The sequence below is a fragment of the Streptomyces racemochromogenes genome (assembly GCF_044129415.1).
In the GTDB taxonomy this organism is placed as follows: Bacteria; Actinomycetota; Actinomycetes; order Streptomycetales; family Streptomycetaceae; genus Streptomyces; species Streptomyces racemochromogenes_A.
In genome coordinates this window covers 1-17,652 of sequence record NZ_JBBDHD010000134.1, presented here as the reverse complement: position 1 = coordinate 17,652, position 17,652 = coordinate 1, and the positions used below count along the sequence as shown (strand labels likewise).

Annotated in this window: 17 protein-coding genes, 2 tRNA genes and 1 pseudogene; 6 read left to right on the top strand and 14 right to left on the bottom strand. The window is 73.8% G+C overall.

All coding sequences use genetic code 11. The features are described 5' to 3' along the window. Positions 1 to 384 precede the first annotated feature (384 nt). Positions 385 to 621 carry a hypothetical protein gene (locus WDV06_RS31405; RefSeq protein WP_395513202.1) on the top strand — a complete coding sequence of 79 codons (237 nt, stop codon included), beginning with the start codon at positions 385 to 387 and terminating at the stop codon, positions 619 to 621. Positions 622 to 660: 39 nt separating this feature from the next. On the opposite strand, the gene WDV06_RS31400 is transcribed toward WDV06_RS31405, so the two are convergent. After that, positions 661 to 894 (bottom strand): hypothetical protein, encoded by a 234-nt coding sequence (locus WDV06_RS31400; RefSeq protein ID WP_395513201.1) that lies wholly within the window; start codon positions 892 to 894, stop codon positions 661 to 663. A 116-nt stretch (positions 895 to 1,010) separates the two neighbouring features. On the opposite strand from WDV06_RS31400, the gene WDV06_RS31395 reads away from it, so the two are divergent. Together WDV06_RS31395 and WDV06_RS31390 are read left to right on the top strand one after the other, a co-directional pair. Next, positions 1,011 to 1,442 (top strand): MarR family winged helix-turn-helix transcriptional regulator, encoded by a 432-nt coding sequence (locus tag WDV06_RS31395; protein ID WP_395513200.1) that lies wholly within the window; start codon positions 1,011 to 1,013, stop codon positions 1,440 to 1,442. 82 nt (positions 1,443 to 1,524) lie between these two features. Beyond that, positions 1,525 to 3,090, top strand: a pseudogene (locus WDV06_RS31390) (MDR family MFS transporter); the annotation flags it as partial. Between the two features lie 5 nt (positions 3,091 to 3,095). Here WDV06_RS31390 and WDV06_RS31385 read toward each other — a convergent pair. The 10 genes from WDV06_RS31385 to WDV06_RS31340 form a co-directional block, all read right to left on the bottom strand. Beyond that, positions 3,096 to 3,740, bottom strand: coding sequence for a TetR/AcrR family transcriptional regulator (locus WDV06_RS31385; protein ID WP_395513198.1), 645 nt, complete (start codon positions 3,738 to 3,740; stop codon positions 3,096 to 3,098). Positions 3,741 to 3,830: 90 nt separating this feature from the next. Then, positions 3,831 to 6,086 (bottom strand): ArnT family glycosyltransferase, encoded by a 2,256-nt coding sequence (locus WDV06_RS31380; RefSeq protein ID WP_395513197.1) that lies wholly within the window; start codon positions 6,084 to 6,086, stop codon positions 3,831 to 3,833. Further along, positions 6,083 to 7,357 carry a bifunctional glycosyltransferase family 2/GtrA family protein gene (locus WDV06_RS31375; RefSeq protein ID WP_395513196.1) on the bottom strand — a complete coding sequence of 425 codons (1,275 nt, stop codon included), beginning with the start codon at positions 7,355 to 7,357 and terminating at the stop codon, positions 6,083 to 6,085. Before WDV06_RS31375 ends, WDV06_RS31380 begins: the two co-directional genes overlap by 4 nt. A gap of 25 nt (positions 7,358 to 7,382) precedes the next feature. Beyond that, complete coding sequence (locus WDV06_RS31370) at positions 7,383 to 8,879, bottom strand: sensor histidine kinase (RefSeq protein WP_395513203.1); 1,497 nt, start codon at positions 8,877 to 8,879, stop codon at positions 7,383 to 7,385. A 95-nt stretch (positions 8,880 to 8,974) separates the two neighbouring features. After that, complete coding sequence (locus tag WDV06_RS31365) at positions 8,975 to 9,742, bottom strand: response regulator transcription factor (RefSeq protein ID WP_395513195.1); 768 nt, start codon at positions 9,740 to 9,742, stop codon at positions 8,975 to 8,977. A gap of 107 nt (positions 9,743 to 9,849) precedes the next feature. Beyond that, on the bottom strand, positions 9,850 to 10,731 hold the full coding sequence (locus tag WDV06_RS31360) for an amidohydrolase family protein (protein WP_395513194.1): 882 nt from the start codon (positions 10,729 to 10,731) through the stop codon (positions 9,850 to 9,852). Beyond that, the gene (locus tag WDV06_RS31355; protein ID WP_395513193.1) at positions 10,715 to 11,053 is read right to left on the bottom strand and encodes an antibiotic biosynthesis monooxygenase family protein; all 339 of its coding nucleotides are present in this window, start codon (positions 11,051 to 11,053) and stop codon (positions 10,715 to 10,717) included. The genes WDV06_RS31360 and WDV06_RS31355 overlap by 17 nt, the downstream gene beginning before the upstream one ends. Then, positions 11,050 to 11,520: a hypothetical protein gene (locus WDV06_RS31350; RefSeq protein WP_395513192.1), complete on the bottom strand. Its 471-nt coding sequence runs from the start codon at positions 11,518 to 11,520 to the stop codon at positions 11,050 to 11,052. Before WDV06_RS31350 ends, WDV06_RS31355 begins: the two co-directional genes overlap by 4 nt. Further along, positions 11,520 to 12,425, bottom strand: a complete 906-nt coding sequence (locus tag WDV06_RS31345; protein ID WP_395513191.1) for a DUF2797 domain-containing protein — start codon at positions 12,423 to 12,425, stop codon at positions 11,520 to 11,522. Before WDV06_RS31345 ends, WDV06_RS31350 begins: the two co-directional genes overlap by 1 nt. Then, positions 12,422 to 12,856 carry an Lrp/AsnC family transcriptional regulator gene (locus WDV06_RS31340; protein WP_395513190.1) on the bottom strand — a complete coding sequence of 145 codons (435 nt, stop codon included), beginning with the start codon at positions 12,854 to 12,856 and terminating at the stop codon, positions 12,422 to 12,424. Before WDV06_RS31340 ends, WDV06_RS31345 begins: the two co-directional genes overlap by 4 nt. A gap of 108 nt (positions 12,857 to 12,964) precedes the next feature. Here WDV06_RS31340 and WDV06_RS31335 point away from each other — a divergent pair, with 108 nt between their 5' ends. Next, positions 12,965 to 13,891 carry an SMP-30/gluconolactonase/LRE family protein gene (locus WDV06_RS31335; protein WP_395513189.1) on the top strand — a complete coding sequence of 309 codons (927 nt, stop codon included), beginning with the start codon at positions 12,965 to 12,967 and terminating at the stop codon, positions 13,889 to 13,891. Positions 13,892 to 13,900: 9 nt separating this feature from the next. Here WDV06_RS31335 and WDV06_RS31330 read toward each other — a convergent pair whose 3' ends face one another. The 3 genes from WDV06_RS31330 to WDV06_RS31320 all read right to left on the bottom strand — a co-directional run bounded on the left by WDV06_RS31330 (position 13,901) and on the right by WDV06_RS31320 (position 14,911). Next, a complete protein-coding gene (locus WDV06_RS31330) occupies positions 13,901 to 14,266 on the bottom strand; it encodes a PH domain-containing protein (RefSeq protein WP_395513188.1) in 366 nt (121 codons plus the stop codon). Positions 14,267 to 14,471: 205 nt separating this feature from the next. Then, positions 14,472 to 14,544 (bottom strand) — tRNA-Arg (locus WDV06_RS31325). 276 nt (positions 14,545 to 14,820) lie between these two features. Continuing rightward, positions 14,821 to 14,911: transfer RNA gene (locus WDV06_RS31320), tRNA-Ser, on the bottom strand. A 203-nt stretch (positions 14,912 to 15,114) separates the two neighbouring features. On the opposite strand from WDV06_RS31320, the gene WDV06_RS31315 reads away from it, so the two are divergent. Together WDV06_RS31315 and WDV06_RS31310 are read left to right on the top strand one after the other, a co-directional pair. Continuing rightward, a complete protein-coding gene (locus WDV06_RS31315) occupies positions 15,115 to 15,534 on the top strand; it encodes an SSI family serine proteinase inhibitor (RefSeq protein ID WP_395513187.1) in 420 nt (139 codons plus the stop codon). Positions 15,535 to 15,653: 119 nt separating this feature from the next. Then, the coding region (locus tag WDV06_RS31310; protein ID WP_395513186.1) for a PAS domain-containing protein at positions 15,654 to 17,652 on the top strand (1,999 nt) is incomplete at its 3' end.

Here is a 17,652-nt window from a genome sequence, read left to right as displayed (position 1 = left end):
GGGGGGGCGCGGGCGGGGGGGGCCTCGGCCCAGGGCGGAGCGACGCCCCCCCCCCCGCCCGCCACCCCCCCCCCCCCCCCCCCCCCCCCCCCCCCGGCCCCCCCGCCCCCCCCCCCCGCCGCCGGGGCCGCGGGCAGCGGCGCGGGCGGAGCCGGCGGCGCCGCAGGGACGGGCGGCACGGCGGGGACGGGCGGCTCCGGCGGCACGGGCACCCCTGGAGGATCAGGCGGCTCGGCCGGCTCCGGCGGCACGGGCGGCACGGCCGGCTCAGGAGGTACGGGCGGCTCGGGAGGCACCGCGCCCCCGCCCGCCACCCCGGCGCGCCTCACGCTCGGCACCCCGGCCCGTACGGCGGCGTCCGACCGCTGGTGCGAACGCGTCACGGTGACCTTCACCAACACCGGCACCACCGCGGCCCGTTCCGGCACGGTCACCTTCGCGACGCACGTCATCGGCGCCCTCGGCATCGACTGGGCCACGGTCACCACCGCCCAGCCCCTGCCCACGCCCCTCGCGGGCCGGAGCTCCACGACCCGGACCTACACGGTGTGCGTGGACGCCTGGCGAGTGCCCCTCGGGATGCACGTGGAGACCCGCGAGGTCACTGCGACCTGGAGCTGAGCCGTTCAGGAGGCCTCAGCGGACGCCTCAGTGGACGCCTCAGTGGAGCACCACCCACAGCGCCGCGCCGAGCACGAGCACCAGCGCGAGCGCCAGGCCGATCCGGCCCCCGGACAGGCCGCCCGACTCCTTGGGCCGGCGGCGCGAGCCCGGCACGGAGGGGGTGCGGGCCGCCTGGTCCTCGCCCTCCGCCACGAACGCGCGGAACATCTGGGTGCTGCCGGCGGGGTCGTGGGAGCCCTCGGCCTCGGGTGAGTTGTGGTGTGCGGACATGGCTGGACCCTAGCGGGTTTTCCGATTCCTTTACCGCCCCACCCTCCGAATTCGTTTGCCTGTAGCAACCATGCTCTTCTATGGTTGCCCTAAGCAACAAGATGGGGGGCGGTCCGGTGGCCACGCAGACGGCGCAGAACACCCGGTACGAGGAGCTGGCCCGCCAGCTCACCGGCATCGGGGCGGTCAAGCGCGACCTGGCCCGGTCCCTGCCCCACCACTGCCCGCCCGGCGCCGCCGCCGTCCTCACCGTGCTCGACCGGCACGGCGAGATGCGGCTCAGCCGGCTCACCGAGTTCATGGCCGTCGACATCTCCGTCAGCAGCCGGCACGTCGCCCACGTGGCACAGCGCGGCTGGATCGACCGGGAGACCGACCCCGGAGACGGCCGCTGCCGGATCCTGCGCCTGACCGACGAGGGGCGCGCCGTGCTCGCCGAGCTCGGCGCCCGCTACACGGACGCGCTGGCGAAGGCCCTGGCCGACTGGTCGGCCGAGGACATCGACGCACTCAACACCCTGCTGGCCCGACTCCGATCGAGCTTCTAGGCAAAGGAAACACATGGCTACGACCACACCCTCCGGTGTGCGGGGAGGCGGCCAGTCGGAGACCACGTCCGACGGCGCGCCCATGACCCACTCCCAGATCATGAAGGCGCTGTCCGGGCTCATGCTCGGCATGTTCGTGGCGATCCTGTCCTCCACGATCGTCTCCAACGCCCTGCCCCAGATCATCAGCGACCTCGGCGGCACCCAGTCCTCCTACACCTGGGTCGTCACCGCCGCCCTGCTGTCGATGACGGCCGCGACCCCCCTGTGGGGCAAGCTGTCCGACCTCTTCAGCAAGAAGCTGCTCGTCCAGATATCCCTGGTGGTCTACGTCCTCGGCTCCGTGGTCGCGGGCCTGTCCCAGAACACCGGCATGCTCATCGCCTGCCGCGTCGTCCAGGGCATCGGCGTCGGCGGTCTGTCCGCCCTCGCCCAGATCGTCATGGCCGCGATGATCTCCCCGCGCGAGCGGGGCCGCTACAGCGGCTACCTCGGCGCGGTCTTCGCCGTGGCCACCGTCGGCGGCCCGCTGCTCGGCGGCGTCATCACCGACACCTCCTGGCTCGGCTGGCGCTGGTGCTTCTACGTCGGCGTCCCCTTCGCGGTGATCGCCCTGATCGTGCTCCAGCGCACCCTGCACCTGCCGGTGGTCCGCCGGGACGTGAAGGTCGACTGGCTGGGCGCGTTCCTGATCAGCGGCGCGGTCTCGCTGCTGCTGATCTGGGTGACGCAGGCCGGCGACTCGTACGACTGGATCTCCTGGACCACCCTGGCGATGACCGGCGGCGCCGTCGTGCTCGGCCTGCTGTTCCTCCTCGTGGAGTCCCGCGCGAGCGACCCGATCATCCCGCTGCGCCTCTTCCGCAACAAGACCATCAGCCTGGCCTCCGCCGCCTCCCTCTTCGTCGGCATCGCCATGTTCTCCGGCACGGTCTTCTTCAGCCAGTACTTCCAGCTGGCCCGCGGCGAGTCCCCCACCATGTCGGGCATCCTCACCATCCCGATGATCGGCGGCCTGTTCGTCTCCTCCACCGTCTCCGGCCAGATCATCACCAAGACCGGCAGGTGGAAGGCCTTCCTGGTCTCCGGTGGCGTCCTGCTCACCGCCGGTCTCGGCCTGCTGGGCACGCTGCGCTACGACACCCCGTACTGGCGGATCGCCCTGTTCATGGCGCTGACCGGCCTGGGCCTCGGCATGATGATGCAGAACCTGGTCCTCGCCACCCAGAACCAGGTCGCCCCGCAGGACCTCGGCGCGGCCAGCTCCGTGGTCACCTTCTTCCGCTCCCTCGGCGGCGCCATGGGCGTCTCGGCGCTGGGCGCGGTCATGGCCAACCGGGTCACCCACTACGTCAAGGACGGGCTGGCCGCACTCGGCCCGAAGGCGGCGGCCCTGGGCCACGGCGGCACCGGCGGCGGGGGGATCCCCGACCTCGACAAGCTGCCCGCGCCGCTGCGGCAGGTCATGGAGTCCGCCTACGGGCACGGTGTCGGCGACGTGTTCCTGTACGCCGCGCCGAGCGCGCTGCTCGGGCTGGTGCTGGTGGTCTTCATCAAGGAGGTCGCGTTGAAGTCGAAGCCCGGCGCGCACACCCCGGACGCCGAGGGCACCGCCGCCGGGATCCCCGACCCGGCCTCCGAGAAGGCCTCGTCTCAGGCCTGAGCCCGGCGGACGGGGGCCTTGGCCTCGATGCCCGCGATGAGGACGTCGAGGGCCAGGGCGAAGTCCGCCTCGGGCACCGGCCGGACCGCGCCCCCGCAGCCGTGCAGGGCGCAGCCGCCCAGGAACTGCGACACGGCCAGGTGGGCGCCGGTCCGGTCGGCGTCCGCCAGACCGGCGGCATCCAGCAGCCGCTGCAGTGCGGCGTCGAAGGCCCGCGCGTGCGGGCCGATGTTCGGGTAGAACGCGCTGAGCGGAGCCACCCAGGGGTGCTCCGCCAGCAGCCTGCGGTAGCCGCAGGCCAGCCCCCGGAGCCGGCCCGGCCAGGGCTCCTCCGGAGTCGGGCCGGCCGGCAGCCGCAGCCGGCCCAGGGCGCTGTCCAGGGCCAGTTCGAGCAGATCGTGCTTGGTGTCCACGTACCAGTACAGGGACATCGCGGTGACGCCCAGCTCGGCCGCCAGCCTCCGCATGGAGAAGCGGCCGAGCCCTTCCGCGTCCAGCAGCCGCACGGTGGCGGCCGTGATCCGGTCCCGGTCCAGCCCCGAGGGGGCCTCGGTACGGCGCCTGACGGGGGCGGCGGGCCTGACGGCCAACCACACGCTGGTCCTGGCCCCGCCCGGATCGGCCTCGGTCACCATCGAGGTGCCCTCCTCGCCACAAGGTGATCAGCCCGGAATGCCCGGTCCGCCCTCTTGATGCTAGGGGGTGCCGCGTGGTTCGGGGCCGGTTCAGGACGTGCCGGTCGAAGGGGTCGTGAGGTCGTAGAAGGCGGCCCCGCCGATGGTGACCTCCTTGAACGTGGCCTTCACCCAGTTCTCGACCGCCGTACTGGTCGACCCGCCCGGGCCTCCCTGACCGCCCGCCCGGCCGCCCGCACGGGACTCCCCGCCGGCCGCGAGGCCGCCCTGCGCGATGAACCAGTGGATCTTCCCGGCCTTCACGTAGGCCTTGAACCGCTCCAGGGTGGGGGACGGGTCGCTGCCGTTGAACCCGCCCAGCGGCATCACGGGCCGGCCGGAGGCCAGCTGGTAACTGGCGGCGTTCTGCGAGCCGATGGCCGCCGCCGCCCAGGTGTAGCGGTCGGCGTCGGCGCGCAGCGCGGCCTTGGCCTCGGCGGAGACCCGGGCCCCGTCCAGCAGCCCGCCGGCACCGCCCTGCCTGCCCCGGCCACCCCGGCCCGCCGCACCGCCGGCCTGGCCGAAGCCCGGCCCGGCGCCCGGCGGGAGGCCCTGCGGCAGTCCGCCCCGGGGCGTCCCGCCCTGCGGCGTCCAGCCCTGCGGGACTCCCTGCGGAGCCCCTTGCGGCGCTCCGGCCGCCGGGCCGCCTCCGGGCAGGCCGGGCAGACCGCCGCGGAAGCCCTCCCCGGCCGGGCCGAAGCGCATCCCGCCCGGACCGCCCCGCCCGCCGGCCACCGCCGGGCCCGCCGTCACGATCGACCCGGTGTGACCGGTGCCGATGGTGGTCAGGCAGTACGCGAACGGGCCCGCCAGTGCCGCGCCCAGCCCCAGGGCGGCCACCCCGAGCAGCACCCCGCGCCCCAGCCTGGCGGCGAACGGCAGCACGGCGGCGGCCGTCAGCCCGGCCGCCAGTACCGTCCAGCGCAGCCAGGGCAGATAGCCGGAGGAGCGGCCGAGCAGCACGAACGACCAGACGGCGGTCAGGGCCAGGGTCCCCGCCAGGGTGAACGCGGCGCCCCGGCCGCCCCGCTCCTCCCACAGCACGGCCACGCCCATGCCCACCAGCGCGGCCACGAACGGGGCCAGCGCGACCGTGTAGTACTCGTGGAAGATGCCCTGCATCCAGCTGAACACCACGGCGGTGATCAGCAGACAGCCGCCCCAGGCCAGGAAGGCCGCGCGGGCCAGGCTCTGGAGGGAGTCGGTGGCCCGGCCGGCCCGCCAGGTCACCACCAGCCCGGCCACCAGCAGCACCAGCGCCGCGGGCAGCAGCCAGGAGATCTGGCCGCCCACGTTCGCGGAGAACAGCCGGCCCACCCCGGTCTCCCCCCAGCCTCCGCCGCGCAGGCCCGGCCCGCCCTCGGGCAGCCCGTACGCCCCGAACCCGCCGGCCGCCCCGCCGGCCCGGCCGCCGCCCACGCTGCCGGTCTCGTTGCCGTTCAGCCGGCCGAGGCCGTTGTAGCCGAAGGTCAGCTCCAGGAAGGAGTTGTGCTGCGAACCGCCGATGTACGGGCGGGAGGAAGCGGGCCACAGCTCCACGACGGCCACCCACCAGCCCCCGGCGACCACCATCGCGGCCCCGGCGAGCAGCAGCTGGCCGAGCCGCCTGCGCAGCCGGGTCGGTGCGCAGACGGCGTACAGCAGGGCCAGCGGCGGCAGGATGACGAAGGCCTGGAGGGTCTTGGTCAGGAAGCCCAGGCCGATCGCCGTCCCGGCCGCCGCCAGCCACCCCGTCCGAGCGCCGTCGAGGGCGCGCAGCACGCAGTACACGGTGACGGTGAGCAACAGCGTCAGCAGCGCGTCGGGGTTGTTGAAGCGGAACATCAGCGCGGCGACGGGCGTGAGCGCGAACGCGGCCCCGCCGATCAGGGCGGCCGCGGGCCCGAACTGGCGGCGTATGGCCGCGTACAGGACGGCGGTGGTGGCGACTCCCATCAGGGCCTGCGGCACGAGGATCTGCCAGGAGCCGAGCCCGAACATCCGGACCGACAGCATCATCGGCCACAGGGCGGCCGGGGGCTTGTCGACGGTGATGGAGTTCCCGGCGTCGGAGGAGCCGAAGAAGAAGGCCTTCCAGCTCTCGGAGCCCGCTTGCACGGCCGCCGAGTAGAAGGAGTTGGCATAGCCGGAGGCACCGAGGTTCCACAGCAGGAGCACGGCGGTGGCGAGCAGCAGCGCCGTGTAGGCGGGGCGTTCCCAGCGGGGCCGGGCCGCGGCGGCCCGGCGCGCGGCGCGGGCCGCCGCCCGGTCCGGCGCGGGGGACCGCTCGGGGAACGGGGAGTCGAGGGGCGGGTGGGCCGTGGTCATCGGTGGTCGTCCTCCACGGGAACGGAAGTGGTGCGGCGCTCGGGGAAGACCCAGGCGCGGAAGAGCAGGAACCGCAGCACGGTGGCGGCGAGGTTGGCCGTGATCAGCACGGCCAGTTCGGTGCCGTGGGCGGGGTCCTCGGTGGCCGCGCCGAGGGCGGCGAGCGAGCCGCTGGTCAGGGCCAGCCCGATGGTGAACACCACCAGGCCCTGGGCCTGGTGGCGCAGGGCCCGGTCCCGTCCCCGTACGCCGAAGGTGAGCCGGCGGTTGGCGGCGGTGTTGGCCACGGCGGAGACCAGCAGGGCGGCGGCGTTGGCGGCCTGTGGTCCGGCGCCGAGCCGGAAGAGGGAGTACAGGGCGAGGTAGCAGAGGGTGGACAGCACGCCGATCGCGCAGAAGCCGAGCAGCTGGCGGGCCAGCCCGCCCGGTACCCCGGGCAGGGCGGTGCGGTCGCGCGGGTCGTCGCCGAAGGGACGGGCGAGCCGGTCCAGGGGGAGCGCCCCGAGGGCCAGCGCCCGGCCCACCCGCCAGACGCCCTTGAGGTCCTCGGTGGCGGTCCTGAGGATGTGGACCGTGGAGTCGGGGTCGTCGACCCAGTCCACGGGCACCTCGTGGATCCGCAGCCCGGCCCGTTCGGCGAGGACCAGCATTTCCGTGTCGAAGAACCAGCCGGTGTCCTCGACGAGCGGCAGCAGCCGCTCGGCCACCTCCCGCCGGATGGCCTTGAACCCGCACTGGGCGTCACTGAAGCGGGCGGCGAGCGAGGAACGCAGCAGCAGGTTGTAGGCGCGGGAGACGAACTCCCGCTTCGCGCCCCGCACCACGCGCGAGGAGCGGGCGAGCCGGGTCCCGATGGCCAGGTCGGAGTGGCCGGAGATCAGCGGGGCGACCAGCGGGAGCAGCGCGTTCAGGTCGGTGGAGAGGTCCACGTCCATATAGGCGAGGACGGGGGCCTCGGAGCGGGTCCACACGGTGCGCAGGGCACGGCCGCGGCCCTTCTCCTCCAGCCGGACGGCGCGGACGCCGGGGACCGCGGCGGCGAGCTCGGCGGCGATCACGGGGGTGCGGTCGGTGCTGGCGTTGTCGGCGATGGTGATGCGGAAGGAGTACGGGAAGGTCCGGGTGAGGTGGGCGTGCAGCCGTCTCACACAGGGGCCGAGGTCCTTTTCCTCGTTGTAGACCGGGATCACCACGTCGAGTACGGGCTCGCCGGGCGCGGGCGCGAGGGGCGCCCGGGCCGGGAGGGCGTCGGAGGAGGTGTCGGTTGGCATGCTCCGACCCTCCCGGGGCGCCCTGTCACCTCGGTGTGCTGAGCCTGTGGTCCCTCTGTGAGTCCGCCGGTGTGCGGGGCCGGGGGTCGCCGGCGAGGGGGAGCAGCACCTCGAAGCAGGTGCGGCCGGGCACGCTGCGTACCTCCACCTGCCCGTCGTGGGCCGTGACCACGGCCTGGACGATGGCCAGGCCGAGGCCGGTGGAGCCCGCCGCGCGGGAGCGGGAGGCGTCGCCGCGGGCGAAACGCTCGAAGACGTGGGGCACGAGCTCGGGCGGGATCCCCGGCCCGTCGTCCTCGACCCGCAGCCGCACCGCGGATGTTTCACGTGAAACACGGGCCGTCACGGTGGTCCCCGGCGGGGTGTGGGTGCGGGCGTTGGCGAGGAGGTTCACCAGGACCTGCTGGATCCGGGCGGGGTCGGCCAGGACGGGTGCGGGTTCCTCGGGCAGTGCCAGGCGCCAGTGGTGGTCGGGCCCGGCGGCCCGGGCGTCGCTGACGGCGTCGACGACGAGCGGGGCCAGGTCGGTGTCCTCGCGGGACAGCGGACGGCCCGCGTCCAGCCGGGCCAGCAGCAGCAGGTCCTCGACCAGTCCCGTCATCCGGGTGGCCTCGGACTCGATCCGGGCCAGCGCGTGGCGGGTGTCGGGTCCGGGTTCCTCCCTGCCCCGACGGGTGAGTTCGGCGTAGCCGCGGATGGAGGCGAGGGGGGTGCGCAGCTCGTGGGAGGCGTCCGCGACGAACTGGCGGACCCGGGTCTCGCTCTGCTGGCGGGCCGTCAGCGCCGAGGAGACGTGCCCCAGCATGCGGTTGAGGGCGGCGCCGACCTGGCCGACCTCCGTACGGGGGTCCGCCTCGGCCTCCGGCACCCGCTCGTGCAGGGCCGGTTCACCGCTGTGCAGGGGCAGCTCGGAGACCCGGGTGGCGGTGGCGGCGACCCGGCGCAGCGGGCGCAGGGCGACCGCGACGAGTGCCTGTCCCGCGAGGGAGGCGGCGATCAGACCGGCCAGGGTGACGCAGACCTCCACGGCGATCAGGGTGTTCACGGTGGCGTCGACGCCCTTGACGGGAAAGGCCAGCACCAGCCCGCCGTCGGGCGCGACCGCCGCCCGATAGGCGCCGAGGCCCGGCAGGTCCACGTCCACCGGCCGGTGCCGGCCCGGGGAGGCCGTCCGCGCGACCCGTTCCAGCACGGTCGTCTGCGTCTGGGTGAGGACCTCCCGGTGGTCGAGGCCCGGTCCCTCCACGGGGGCGATCCGGGCGCCGCCGGTCACCTTCCCGTCCGGGTCCAGCCGGATCCCCGCGGCGCCCATGGGGGAGCCGGGGGCGAAGATCAGGCCGAGGCCGCCCTCCCGGGCCGCCTTGCCGGCTCCCGGCCCCCGGAGCCCCCGGGAGGCCATGTCCACGGAGGTGGTCAGCTGGTTGTCCAGCTCTCCCATCAGCCGGGAGCGCATGGTGAGCGTGGTGACGGTCCCGATGGCCGCTCCCACCACGGCGATCAGTGTCACCGCCGACACGACCAGCCGGGTCCGCAGGGACCACGGCCGCCGGCGGCGGGCCCCGCGCCGTCCGGCCCGTCCGGCCCCTCGGGGCCCCGTCCGGCGCAGGCGGAGTGCCACTACTCGGCCGGCTTGATCAGGTAGCCGGCGCCGCGCCGGGTGTGGATCATCGGGGGCAGCCCGGTGCCGCCCTCCAGCTTGCGCCGCAGGTAGGAGATGTAGAGCTCGACCACGTTGGCCTGGCCGCCGAAGTCGTACGACCACACCCGGTCCAGGATCTGCGCCTTGCTCAGCACCCGGCGCGGATTGCGCATCAGGTAGCGCAGCAGCTCGAACTCGGTGGCGGTCAGGTGGATCTCCCGGCCGCCCCGGACCACCTCGTGGCTGTCCTCGTCGAGGCTCAGGTCGCCGACGGCGAGGACCGAACCGCCGCGCGCCGCCTGCGCCGCTCCGGAGCGGCGGACCAGACCGCGCAGCCGGGCCACGACCTCCTCCAGGCTGAACGGCTTGGTCACGTAGTCGTCGCCGCCCGCCGTCAGGCCCGCGATGCGGTCCTCGACGGAGTCCTTGGCGGTCAGGAACAACACCGGGACCTGGGGGATCTCCCGGCGCAGCAGGCCCAGGACCGCCAGCCCGTCCATGTCCGGGAGCATGACGTCGAGGACGACCACGTCCGGCCGGAACTCGCGGGCCGCCCGTACGGCGCCCGCTCCGTCACCGGCGCTGCGGACCTCGCAGCCCTCGTACCGCAGGGCCATGGACAGCAGCTCGGAGAGCGAGGCCTCGTCGTCGACGACGAGGACGCGGCAGGGTCCGCCGTCCGGGCGCAGCAGCGCGGTGGGGTTGGCCGTGGACGTGGACGCGTGGGAGGTGGTCGTCGCTGTCATGCCCCCACGCTGTCCCGCGCCTCTGAGAGCCCCCTTGCCCCAACCTGTGAATTTCCTGAGAAAGGAACCCGGCGGTCCGGGCCGTCACCCGGCCGGGGCCCGGGCCTTCACCCGGCCAGGGAGAAGAGCCGGGCTCCGTTGTCGTGGCAGACCGCGCGCAGCCAGTCGTCCCCGAGTCCGAGCCGTTCCAGGGCCTCCAGCTGGTGCTCGTAGGGGTAGGGGATGTTCGGGAAGTCGGTGCCCAGCAGGATGCGGTCCCCGAGGTCGGCGAGCCGTCCGAGGTCCGCGGGCGGGAAGCCTTTGAACTGCTCGGAGAAGTCGGTGAAGGCCATGGTGGTGTCGAGCCGCACCTCGGGGTACCGGTCGGCGAGGTCCAGGAATTCGGCGTACTCGGGCATCCCCATGTGGGCGACGACCAGCGGCAGGCGGGGGTGGCGGGCCAGCAGCCGGGCGACCGGCCCGGGCCCGGTGTGGGCGGCCGCGACGGGCCCGGAGCCGCAGTGGACCACGACCGGGATCCGTGCCTCGGCCAGGAGCCCCCACACCGGTTCGAGCAGGGGGTCGTTGGGGTCGTACGCGCCGACCTGGAGGTGTGCCTTGAACACCCGCGCACCCCGCTCCACGGCCCGTGCCACGTAGGCCGCGGCGTCCTCCTCGGGGAAGAAGGTCGCGGTGTGCAGGCAGTCGGGGGTGCGGGCGGCGAAGTCCTCGGCCCACGCGTTGAGCCAGGCGGCCATCGCGGGCTTGTGCGGGTAGAGCATCGAGGTGAACGCCCGGACGCCGAACTCCCGCAGCAGCGCGACCCGCTCCTCCTCCTCGTGCCGGTAGGTGATGGGCCAGGTGACGCCGGTCAGCGGGCCGGCCGCGTCGAAGTACTCCCACACCTTCCGCATCACCCGGTCCGGCATGAAGTGCGTGTGCACGTCCACCAGACCGGGCAGGCCCAGCCGCTCCCGGAAGGCGCGGACGGTCTCAGCCGTTGCGGGCAAAGCCGTGGCTCCGCTCGACGGTGGCGACGTGCAGGGTGTAGCTCTCGTACCAGTCGGCGCGCCCCTGCTTCATGGCCGCCTGGTGCTCCAGGTTCGTGCGCCAGGCGCCCAGGGACTCGTGGTCGCGGAAGTAGGCGACGGTGATGCCCAGGCCTCCGGGTGTCCGCGCGGACTCGTATCCGAGGAACCCGGGGTTCTCTCCCACGAGCTCCTGCATCCGGGCGTTGACCTCCGGATAGCCACTGTCGTCGGCGGTGCGGACATTGCTGAATACGGCCATCACATAAGGCGGTTCGAACGCCTGCACGGGTTGAATGCTCATGGCTCCCACCCTCCGCGCCGGCCCCCGGCCTGTCCACCGGATTCGCCTCCGGAGGGCCGAAGGGATCCAAGTTTTGACCTTCCTGCCTCCGCCGGCCCGCGCGGGCCGGCGCAGATCCCGCAGGTACCGTCCTCGACGCACCGCAGGCCCGCGGTCACCGAGCGGACGGATCCGGCACCGTCGAACGAGAACGCGAGCGCGGCCTCGAACTCCCCGCCGCCGCAGGGGCAGACGGCCCAGCCGGACCCGTCGTCCCAGAAGCCCTCCGTCCGGACGTCCTCGCGGTCCGCGAGGAACGCGCGGCCGCAGCAGGCCGAACACTCCCGCTCCACCCCGCGGTCGCCGGCCAGGACGAGGAACTCCCGCCCACCGCACCCCTCGCAGACGGCAGGGGTGATCACCACGCGGCTCCCGTACACCGCCTCGCACAGGTACGCCGCGAGCTCGCCGGAGACGCCCCCGTCCATCAGAAGAGGCCGTCCTGCCCCGCCCGCCCGTCCGCCTCCGCGGGCGGGACGACGAGGGCGAGCGGCGCGTCGGTCACCGCGTCCGCGGGAGCGGCCGCCAGTTCCCAGCCGGCCAGCAGGCGGGTGTCGACCACGAGCCCGTCCGCGAAGTGCAGGTCGGGGCCCGCGGCCCCCACGAGCCGCCCCACGACGGCCGCTCCGGGCAGCAGCCCGGCGACCACCCGCTCCGGCACGGGCAGCCCGGCCAGCCCGAACGGCCCGGCGTGGTCGGTGACCGCGCACCCCAGCCGCTCCAGCGACTCCGGCCACCCCGCCAGCTCCACTGCCCGGGCGTGCAGCTCGGCCACCTCCCGCGCCCGCTCGGGCTCCGCCGGCAGCCCGGCCCGTACCGCGCGCTTGCGGGCGTACGCGATCCGGTCGGGCACCCCCAGCGCGGCGCGCAGCAGCTCCTCGGTCCGGCGCGCCGCCATCAGCGGCCCGCGCCCCAGCCAGGTCCAGGTCACCGCCCCCTGCTCCAGCAGCCGGGCCGGGCCGCGCTCCTCGGCGGTGATGCCCACCTTGACCATTCCGGGCCCGAACCACGCCAGGTACACCCGGTACGGCCGCGGATCGCCCGCGTTGGTGTCGGCCGCCACCGAGAAGGACCGGTCCAGCCGGGCGCACTCGGGACACTGGGCGCTCCCGGCCCGCCCCGGCACGGTCCGGCCCGCCGGACACGAGGTCCGCTTCCCGGCCCGCCACACCCCCGTGCAGTGCCGCTCGCCGACGGCGGTGAAGGCCAGCCGCTGCCCGTAGGAGAGCGGACTGCCCCGCTCCCCGCCACCCGGCCGCCACCACCCGATGGCGGGCTGCCCCGCCTTCCACCGGATGCCGGTGCACTGCCAGGCCGCGGCGGAGCCGGTCACAGCGGCAGCGGCCGCTCGAAGAAGGTCTCCAGGACCACGGTCGCCTGCGTGCCGCTGACCCCGTCGATGGCGTAGAGGCGGCGCAGCACGTCCTGGAGCTGCCCGGTCGTGGCCGTGCGCACCTTCACCAGCACAGAGGCGCTGCCGGCGATGATGTGCGCCTCCTGGATCTCCGGGATCGCCGCGAACGCCCCGGCCGACTCTCCCATCCAGGCGTTGGAGTCCACCATCACGTAGGCCAGCACCCCACTGCCGATGGCCGCCGGATCCACGTCGACCGTGGTCCGCCGGATCACCCCGCGCTCGCGCAGTTTCCGCACCCGCTCGTGCGTCGCCCCGGCCGAGAGCCCGACGGCCGCGCCGAGGGCGGCGTAGGACTGCCCCGCGTCCTCCTGGAGGCGCAGGAGCAGCGCCCGGTCGATGTCGTCCACGCGTTCTTCCTCCCATGTGCCTGCCCACCCTTGCGAAGACGGTACCTGATCCTGCAATCTCACCATCACACCGAATGAAATTCGGCTTGTAACTCTCATGGGGGATATATGTCTGGCATTGCGGACCTCGCCTTGTACGAGATTCTGGACGAACGCTTCCGGACCGGCCGCTGCGCCAACGGCGACCTGCGCCTGGAGCGGCTCCACGACGACTGCCGTTGGGCCGAGGGCCCGCTCTACCTGCCGGCCTGGCGGCAACTGGTGTGGAGCGACATCCCCAACGACCGGATGCTCCGCTGGGACGAGGCCACGGGCGCGGTGTCCGTCTTCCGCTCCCCGGCCGGCCACTCCAACGGCAACACCCTCGACCGCGAGGGCCGCCTGATCACCTGTGAGCAGGGCAACCGGCGCGTCACGCGCACCGAGCCGGACGGCAGCCTCACCGTCGTCGCCGACCGCTACGACGGCAAGCGGCTCAACAGCCCCAACGACGCGGTGGTCCGCTCCGACGGATCGGTCTGGTTCTCCGACCCCGACTTCGGCATCACCAACGACTACGAGGGCCGCCGCGCCCCGAGCGAGATCGGATCCTGCAACCTCTACCGGGCCGACCCCTCCACCGGCGAGGTCCGCCTCGTCGCCGACGGCTTCCTCGGACCGAACGGACTCGTCTTCTCCCCCGACGAGAGCGAGCTGTACGCGGCCGACACCCGCGCGGGCCACATCCGCGCCTTCAAGGTCGGCGACGACGGCACGCTGAGCGGGGACCGGATCTTCACGGCCTGCCCCTCGGTCGACAACATCCGCTTCGACGACGAGGGCCGGCTGTGGGCGGCCGCGATGGAGTCGGGCGTGCACTGCTACGCGGCGGACGGCGACCTCATCGGCCGCCTGCGCGTCCCGGAACCCGTCTCGAACATCGCCTTCGGCGGCCTGAAGAACAATCGCCTCTTCATCACCGCCACCACCTCGCTGTACTCGCTGGTGCTGTCGGTGACGGGCCTCCCCCGCGTCCTTCCCGGCCGCCGCCCGTGAGGACTCCGGCTAGCGCGCGACGAACTGCGTCAGGACCGCCTGCATCTCGTAGATGTCCACGCCCTTGGTGAAGGTCTTCTCGATCGGCGCCGCGCTGCCGGAGATCCATATCTTCAGCTCGGCGTCGAGGTCGAAATGCCCGGCCGTCTCCACCGAGAAGTGAGTGATGCTCCGGTAGGGGATGGAGTGGTACTCCACCTTCTTGCCCGTCAGCCCCTGCTTGTCGACGAACACCAGCCGCCGGTCGGTGAACAGGATCGTGTCGCGCACCAGCAGGTAGGCGGCGTACACCTGCTCCCCGTGCCCCAGCAGCCGCGCGTAGTCCCGCTGCGCCGACGAGGGATCGACAGTGTGCGCGTTCCCGAACAGTCCCATGAGAGTCCCCCGATCAAAGTTTCGAACGATCTCCGGAAACCGTACCGGCGGGGTCCTGTCGCCGGCGTCCCCCGCGGGAGCCATCCCGCCCCTGAGCTCTTCCGGGGGACGCCTCCCCCTCAGGTACCGGTCGCCCGGCCCGTCGGCCCCCACCAGGGCATACGCGAGAGGCCCTCAGGATTTCTCCTGAGGGCCTCTCGGGCTGTGCACTCGGCAGGATTCGAACCTGCAACCTTCTGATCCGTAGTCAGATGCTCTATCCGTTAAGCTACGAGTGCTTGGGCTTCCCGGGGTTTTTCGCCCCGTTGGCCTTGCGAGAACAACAATACATGGACCTCGCCGGGACGCGAAATCCATTGGCCACAACGCCTCTGACCTGCGGAAACGCCCTGGATGTAGATCGTCCGCCCCGAGTGGGCCGCGGCGCGGAGGGCTCGCTGGGTACCCGCGGAGCGGCGTCCCAAACCCCGGCGGCCCGTTCCAAGCCCCGAACGCACCCGAGCTCCGAACGCACCGAAGCCCCGGTCCATGCGGACCGGGGCTTCGGTGAGGTGCGGAGGCGGAGGGATTTGAACCCTCGATGGGGTGTAAGCCCCAAACCGCATTAGCAGTGCGGCGCCATAGACCGGACTAGGCGACGCCTCCAGCACACCCCCGTGATGAGGGTGCGTGCAGATGATGACACAGCCGCGGGGCCGGTCACCAATCCGCTCCCACGGTACAAGGAGCCGGGCCCGCAGGGCAAAGGCTTAAGCCCCCCGCGTCCCCTCGCCTTCCTCCTCGTCGCAACGTCCGGGCGGCCGGGTCGTTGGTGAGGCGTACGACGTACGGACGACCTGGAGTGCCCCATGCTGCGTCTCGCCGCCTTCGCCGTCACCTCCGTGCTGGCCGCCGCGGCCGCCGGACCCCTGCCGCCGCTGCCCCTGGGCCGGCTGCTGGCCTCGCCCGACCGGCTCACCATCGACATCTCCCAGGCGGGCAGCCTCAACGGCCGCTACCGCCTCGACTGCCGGCCCGTCGGCGGCGACCACCCCAAGGCCGAGGAGGCGTGCGCCCGGCTCGACGTGCTGGCGAAGCAGGGCAAGGACCCGTTCGCCGCCGCGCCGAAGACCGCGATGTGCACCTTCCAGAGCGGCGGACCGGCCACCGCGCACATCACCGGAACGTGGCGCGGACAGAAGGTGGACAGCTGGTTCGGACGCGAAAACGGGTGCGACATCGCCCGCTGGAACAACCTGGAACCTGTCCTTCCGAGTGCGGGTGCCTGACCTGGGAGGATGCGGCGGATGCACGGTTTCCCCCGTTCATCCGCCCCCTCGCGCCGGGACGGTGCCCTTAGACTCCTCCCGTGACATGCCGGTAGTCGTGGTCAGGGAGGACGCTCGTCGTGAGCAGCAGGCCATCCCGAGGCGCTGCTCGCCTCGCAGCAATACTCGACGCGCTTCCGGACGCGCTGTTGCTCGTCAACGCCAACGGCACGGTCGTCAACGCGAATTCGATCGCCCTCGAAGTCATGGAGAGCCCCGGCACCGGTCTCGTCGGCCGCGGCGTGCTCGACCTCTTCCCCGAGTTCGACTCCAAGCTGATCCCCGGTTCCATGCGCCGCCCCGGCGACGAGCTGACCGGCCGCTCCAAGCCGAAACGGATGACCGCGCGCCGCACCGACGGCACCGAGTTCCCCGTCGAGGTCACCAGCGCCCACCTCGACGGCCGTGACGCCTACCGCGAGCCCCAGCCGTACACCGGCGACGAGCTGCTGATGCTGGTCGTCCGGGACCTCACCGAGGCCGTGGACACCGAGGCCGAGCTGGCCCGCTCCCAGCGGCAGACCGAGATGATCCTGCGCGCCGCCGCCGAGGGCGTCGTGGGCACGGACACCGACGGCCGCGTGGTCCTGGTCAACCCGGCCGCCGCCCAGATCCTCGGCTACCGCGCCACCGACCTCGGCAACCGCGAGCTGCACGGACTCATCCAGCACTCGCGTGCCGACGGCTCCCCCTTCCCCTTCGACGAGTCCCCGCTCGCCGACACCCTGCGCAGCGGCCGCAAGCACCGGGTGCGCGGCCAGGTGCTGTGGAACAAGGCCGGCCAGCCCGTCGCCGTCGACCTGACCACCTCGCCCGTACGGGACGGGGACATGCTCGTCGGCGCCGTCATGACCTTCACCGACCGGCGCCCCTACGACGCGCTCGCCGCCCGGCACGCCCAGCTGGTCGCCGTTCTCGGCGACTCCCTGCGCGGGCCGCTGGACGAGCTGCGCGGCGAGCTGGCCACGCTGGCCGCCGACGACGGCGGGCAGCTGTGGCCCGAGGCCAACCAGCTGCTGCACCACCTGGCCGCCGGCTACTCGCGGATGACCACCCTGGTGGACAACGTGCTCGGCTACCAGCGCCTGGACGCGGGCAGCGAGAAGCTCAAGAAGCAGAACGTCCTGATCAACGAGGTCGTCAAGGCCGGTATCGACGGCGCGGTCGAGCTGATCGGCCCCGGCCGGGTCCAGTTCGCCGTCCACGCCCCGACCATCGAGGCCGAGGTGGACGCGGAGCGGGTCGCGACCGCGCTGGCGCACCTGGTCGCGGACGTCGCCGGAGTGGACGCCACCGGCAAGACCCGGCAGGGCAGCGGGTACGGCGACTCCACGATCGTGGTGGCCGCGGCGCAACGCGGCGAGGTCGTACGGATCGAGGTGCGCGGCCCCTACGAGGGCGGCCACCCCGTCCACGAGCCGATCGTGCGGGGCGTCGTCACCGCCCACGGCGGGCTCCTCCAGACGGTGGAGGTGCCCGGAGCGCCGGGCGGGGCGTACGTCCTGGAGCTGCCGCTGGGCACCGGCGCCGGGACCGTGGAGCTGCCCGAGCCGGAGCCGGAGGCCGCACCGGAGCCCGAGGCCGCACCGGCCACCGTCTCGGGGGGCCGGCGGGGCAGGCGCGGCGTGGACGCCTTCCTGGAGGACGGCAGCGACGGGGCACAGGAGGCGGGGGCGAGCGAGGCCGGTGGCGCGCTGGCCCTGCCGTCCGGGCGGCGCCGCGCGGACGGCGAGGGCCCCGGCCAGGACGACCGGGCCACCGGTGGGGGTCCAGCGGAGCTCGCGCAGTCCCCGGTGAACCCGGCGGGGCTCGGCACCGGGCGCCGGCGGGGCCGCGACGGCGACGGCGGCGACGGTGCCGGCCGACCCGGTGCCGGCCGGCCCGTGCCCCCGCAGGGCACCGCCATGCCCGCGCTGCCGCCCGTACCGGCCGTGCCTCCCGTGCCGTTGACCGAGCATCCGGCGGGGCGCCGGCGTGCGCTGGGTCCGGTGGCCGCGCCCGCGCAGCCGGGCGGCCCGGTGCCCGCGACCGGTCTCGCCGCGGCCGCCGCACCGCGCCCCGCCGCACCCCGGCCCGTCG